Origin of the sequence: Kitasatospora sp. NPDC086791, assembly GCF_040685975.1 — a bacterium.
GTDB lineage: Bacteria > Actinomycetota > Actinomycetes > Streptomycetales > Streptomycetaceae > Kitasatospora.
The window spans coordinates 1-5,217 of the sequence record NZ_JBFBOC010000062.1 but is presented as its reverse complement, the minus strand read 5'-3'; the positions used below and the strand labels follow the sequence as shown (position 1 = coordinate 5,217).

The following is a 5,217-nucleotide window of genomic DNA, read 5'->3' as shown; positions in this document are numbered from 1 at the left end:
ATGACGGCTTCGGTGCGCAGGGGGTTGATCTCGGAGACGGCGCCGACGAGCGTGGTCTTGCCGACACCGAAGCCGCCCGCGACGACGATCTTCGCGGAGGTGGTGGCGCGGGTGGGGGCGGCCGCGTTAGAGCTTGCGAAGTCCACTGAGGACCCTTTCGAGCAGCGTGACGTCGGGCTGGTTTCCGGTTTCGCCGCCGGAAGCGGGCTGGTGGATGGCGACCAGGCCGGCCTCGGCCAGGTCTGCCACGAGGATGCGGGCCACTCCCAGGGGCAGGGAGAGGAGCGCCGACACCTCGGCGACGGATTTGACCTCCGTGCACAGCGTGCAGATCCGCTGGTGCTCGGGGAGCAGGGTGGCCAGGCGCTGCGGATCGACGTCGGCGGAGACCAGGGCCTCCAGCGCGAGTTCGTAGCGCGGCCGGGTGCGACCGCCGGTCATCGCGAACGGACGGATCAGCGGGCCGGAGTCGGGTTCGTCCTCGAACTCCTCGACGTGTCCGGGCTCCTGGGCCGGCTGGAAACCGGGATCCGGCTCGGGCGTCGGTCCCGGGTAGCCGGGCGCCGGGGCGCCGTAGGAGGGTTGCTGCTGGGCGTACTGGTCGTACTGGCCGTACTGTTCCTCGGGCCGGGCGTACGGGTGCCGGGGCTGCCCGTACTGGTGTCGGCCGTACTCCTGACCGTGGCCGACGCCGGGTGATCCGAAGGCGTCATGGCCTGTGCCGGGGTACGGAAGACCGTATTGGCCGCTGCGGTCGTCGGGCGGTGTCACGGTTCCTCTCCTCACAGGGTGCGGCGGTGCAATTGCGAGCTTCGGCGCGAGTCCGGAGCCGGTGGTGCGAAGGCCGTACAACGTCCGAACCCGAGCCCGCCGAAGCGGGCCCGGGAAGGACGCGGAGGTGCTTCGAATACCTGGACGGTATCCGACGAACCGTCAGTGCAGGAGACTGCCCTGGAGTTCCGCGCGGAGTGCGGGGGTGAGGACGGCGCCGGCGCGGTCGACGAGCAGGGCCATCTCGTAGCCGACGAGGCCGATGTCGGAGTCCGGGGAGGCCAGCACGGCGAGGGCGGAGCCGTCGCTGATGGCCATCAGGAACAGGAAGCCCCGCTCCATCTCGACCACGGTCTGGTTGACCTCGCCGCCCTCGAAGATCCGGCTGGCGCCGGAGGTGAGGGAGGTGAGGCCGGAGGCGACGGCGGCGAGCTGGTCGGCGCGGTCGCGCGGGAAGCCCTCGGACATGCACAGGAGGAGGCCGTCCGCGGAGACCACCACGGTGTGGGACACCCCGGGGGTGTTGTCCACGAAATTGGTGATCAGCCAGTTCAGGTTCTGTGCGGCCTGGCTCATCTGAGTCAACTCAACGCTCCTGGTGGTTCGAGCCGCCGAAGAGATCGGTGCTTCGGTTCTGTCCGTTGCCGGACTGGTCTGCCTGATCGGGGTCGATCCGGAAGCTTCCGGTGGTGCCGGCGCTGCGGCCCTGCTCCACACCGCGACGCAGGTTGGTGAGGCGGCCACGGACCTCCTCGGGGCTGCGGGAGACCTGCGGCCCTTCCTGCGGGGTGCTCTTGGCGTTGCCGGGCACCAGGTTCTGCTTGGGCACGCGCCGCGGCAGACCGGACTGGGTGGTCCCGGCGGAGGAGGGTTCGCGCAACTGCTCGGCCCGCTGCCAGTCGCCGTCGTTCGGTGACTGCCAGGCGGCGCTGGCGGTCGGGCCGGTCGGGCCGTATCCGCCGAGCGAGGACACGTCGTGGCCGCGCGACTCCAGGGGCGAGGAGGTGTCCTTGGCACCGGCGAACCAGTTCGGGCTGTCGCCGGTCGGGAGCGCGCCGGCCGGCGCGGAGCCGGGGCCACCGCCCGCCAGCTGCTCGCCGGGGCGCCGCTGCGGCAGCCCGGACGCCAGCGTGGTGGGCGCCTGCTCGGCGGCGGGCAGCGCGGGGGTCTCCGGGGCGTACGGGTGGTCGGCCGGGGCCTCCTGGGCCGGGCGGCCGTACGGGTCGAAGCCGCCCTGGTCGTAGCCGTACTGGTCGTCGGCGTACTGGCCGTCGGTGTAGCCCTGCTGGTCGTAGCCCTGCTGCGGGTACTGGTCGTAGCCGTCCTGGGCGTAGTCGTCCTGCTGGTAGCCCTGCTGGTCGTAGCCGTACTGGTCGTCGGCGTAGGCGCCCTGCTGCTGGAAGCCCTGCTGCGGGTACTGGTCGTAGCCCTGCTGGTAGTCCTCCTCGACCTCGGCGTCCACCACCGGGGACTGCGGCGCGCCCTCCAGGGCCGTGCGGCGGACCTGGTCGAGGCGCTGCGAGCGCTGGACGGACTCCAGGGCCGGGCTGAAACCGGAGGAGCCGGCGTTGCCGACACCGGTGAGGTGGTCGTCGAAGCCGAGCTCGGCGGCGCTGCGGGTGCCGGCGTCCGGCGCCCACGGGGCGGTCGGCTCCTGATCGGCGAAGATCCGGGAGACGGTGAACTGCTCCTCCGGCTCCGGCATCGCGCCGCCCTGGGTGACGAACGGCGGGAGCATGACCAGCGAGGTGGTGCCGGCCGACTCGCCGGACGGGCGGAGCTGGACGCGGATGTCGTGCCGCTGGGAGAGCCGGCCGACCACGAAGAGGCCCATGCGGCGGGAGATGGTGGCGTCGACCGTGGGCGGCTCGGCCAGCTTCTCGTTGATCTCGGCGAAGTCCTCGGCGGTGAGGCCGATGCCCTTGTCGTGGATCTCGACCAGCACGCGGCCGTCCGGCAGGCGGGTCGCGTTGACCAGCACCCGGGTCTGCGGGCTGGAGAACGAGGTCGCGTTCTCCAGCAGCTCGGCGAGCAGGTGGACGAGGTCGGTCACGGCGGCGCCGACGACGTCGACCTCCGGGATGCCGGAGAGCTCGACGCGCTCGTACTGCTCCACCTCGGACGCGGCGGCGCGGAGCACGTCGACCAGCGGGACCGGGGTGTTCCAGCGGCGGCCGGCCTCCTCGCCCGCGAGGACGAGCAGGTTCTCACCGTTGCGGCGCATACGGGTCGCGAGGTGGTCCAGCTTGAAGAGGTTCTCCAGCTGGTCCGGGTCGGCCTCGTTGTTCTCCAGGTCGGTGATCAGCGCCAGCTGGCGCTGGATGAGGCCCTGGCTGCGGCGCGACAGGTTGGTGAAGATCGCGTTGACGTTCCCTCGGAGCAGGGCCTGCTCGGCGGCGAGCGCCACGGCCTGCTGGTGGACCTGGTCGAACGCCCGGGCGACTTCGCCGATCTCGTCCTTGCCGTGCAGCGGGATCGGGGTCACCGAGGTGTCGACCCGGTCGGGGTCGGTCTTGGAGAGCTTCTCGACCAGGTCCGGCAGGCGGTGGTCGGCGATCTCCAGGGCGGCGCTGCGCAGGGTGCGCATGCCGAGGATCATCGAGCGGGCGACGTAGCCGGTGAGCAGGCCGGCCAGGATCAGCGAGGCGACGACGATGACCGTGTTGAGGATGGCGTCGTAGAGCGCGTTGTCCTTGAGGCTGCGGGACTCGTTGAGGACGTCGTCGAGCAGGACGACTTCGGTGTTCCGCAGGGCCTGGATGTGGGTGTTGGCGGCCTGGTTCCAGTTGTCCGGGGTCAGACCGGCGTTCTTCGCCTCGGCGTACGCGGCGTCGGCGGCGGCCTTGCCCTTGGTCTGGCCCTCGGCAGCGGCCTGGGTGTACGCGGCGCCCAGGGCGAGCAGGCCCTGCATGGTGGGCGCGGCGCCGTTCGGCATCTTGTAGGCCGAGCGCTCCTGGGCGGTGGCCAGGGCGACCTGCGCGTCCGCGTACTTCTTGGCGTCCTCGGGGGCGCTACCGGTGTTGAACTCGTTGAGGGAGACCTGCTCCAGCTTCTCCGCCACCAGGATCTGCTGGATCACGTCGGTGTTCTCGTACCGGGTGGTGGCGTTCTGCGAGATGCCGACCAGCAGGTTCAGCATCAGGGCGCGCTGGGTCGAGGCCGAGGCCTTGGCCAGCGACATCGCGTAGATCGAGCGGCCCTTGCTGGTGGCGTTGGAGGAGCCCAGGCCGACCGAGTTGTCGTAGGCCAGCAGCGGCGCGAACATCACCGAGTAGGCGCTCGCGGTGGCGCTGACGAACAGCTCCGGGTTGTAGGCGTTGGCCCGCAGGTGCGGCAGGTCGATGATCAGTGCCTGGAACGCCTCGTGGCGGCGCGGCAGCTCACCGGACTTGTCGGAGGCCGCGTAGGCGGCGTTGTAGGCCTTCAGCGCGGCGTCCGTGTCGGCGCGGCGCTTGGTGACCTCGTTGTTCGGGTCCTGCTTGGTGACCAGGGGTATGAGCGTCTTGTCGCGCTCGTTCTCCAGCGCTTCGGCGAGCTCGGTCGCGGCCTTGGCCAGCTCGGCGGTCTTCTCGGCCCGGGAGGCCTTGATGTAGCCGTCGACCGAGGTGTTCACTCGCAGACCACCGAAGACGAGACTGATGATCACGGGGATCAGCAGGATCGCGATCAGGCGGGTCGGCACGCGCCAGTTGCGCGGGCGGAGGAACTCGTACCGTCCCGCGGCACCGCCGTCGCCGCCCGGTGCGCCGCCGCTGCGGGGCGCCGTGGCGATGCTCGGGGGCGTCGGAGCCGACGCGGCCTGGGGGCGTTCCTCGGTGGGAGTGAACGCGGAGAATCCGGCCGGGCCCGCGGGGGTACCGTTCGGCTCGCTCTGGCGGGGCTCGGAGCGCCGCTGCGGGGCGGGTTGCTGCTTACGCCTCACTCGACAACTACCTCTCGGCCGACTGCCGGCCATGGATCAATCCAGCGCTACCCCCGGGCCCTGACCCGTCACCGGACGGGCCGGCGCGGGAGAATCAGGGGTAGCTGGAATTTCAGCACGTGCAGGGATGGGGGACAAACAGCCGCTGTGGGGCGCCCGCGTCGGAACAATCTGGACATTCGCCGACATGACGGGGCGAAACCGTGGTGATCTGGCGCTGAGTGACGCTGATTCGCCACGCTGCGTCATTGTTGATCACAAAATGCCTACCGAACTGTTATCCGCTGCTTATACACGGGTCTTGCGCGGGGCCCCGGGAGGACACCGACCGGTAATCGACGCGGCCCCGTCGGTCCGTTGCAGTGACGGGCCGACGGGGCCGGACGGTTCCGGTTCTCCTCGTCCGCTCAGCGCAGTCGGGCGAGGAGTGCGTGTTCGACGAGGGTGATGAGGGCGCTCTTGGCGCTGTCGCGGCGTCGGGCGTCGAGGGTGACGACGGGGGTGTCGGCGCTGAGTTGGAGGGC

At 70.8% G+C, this 5,217-nt stretch carries 3 protein-coding genes and 2 pseudogenes; all 5 read right to left on the bottom strand.

Annotated features, from left to right (window positions below):
- Positions 1-146, bottom strand: a pseudogene (locus tag AB0Q99_RS34115) (ATP-binding protein); the annotation flags it as partial.
- The gene (locus tag AB0Q99_RS34110; protein ID WP_363578125.1) at positions 127-771 is read right to left on the bottom strand and encodes a DUF742 domain-containing protein; all 645 of its coding nucleotides are present in this window, start codon (positions 769-771) and stop codon (positions 127-129) included. The gene AB0Q99_RS34110 and the pseudogene AB0Q99_RS34115, both read right to left, overlap by 20 nt.
- A 162-nt stretch (positions 772-933) precedes the next feature.
- Positions 934-1,347 carry a roadblock/LC7 domain-containing protein gene (locus AB0Q99_RS34105; protein WP_097236138.1) on the bottom strand — a complete coding sequence of 138 codons (414 nt, stop codon included), beginning with the start codon at positions 1,345-1,347 and terminating at the stop codon, positions 934-936.
- Between the two features lie 10 nt (positions 1,348-1,357).
- Complete coding sequence (locus AB0Q99_RS34100) at positions 1,358-4,693, bottom strand: nitrate- and nitrite sensing domain-containing protein (protein WP_363578123.1); 3,336 nt, start codon at positions 4,691-4,693, stop codon at positions 1,358-1,360.
- A gap of 407 nt (positions 4,694-5,100) precedes the next feature.
- A pseudogene (locus tag AB0Q99_RS34095) lies at positions 5,101-5,217 on the bottom strand (ATP-binding protein); the annotation flags it as partial.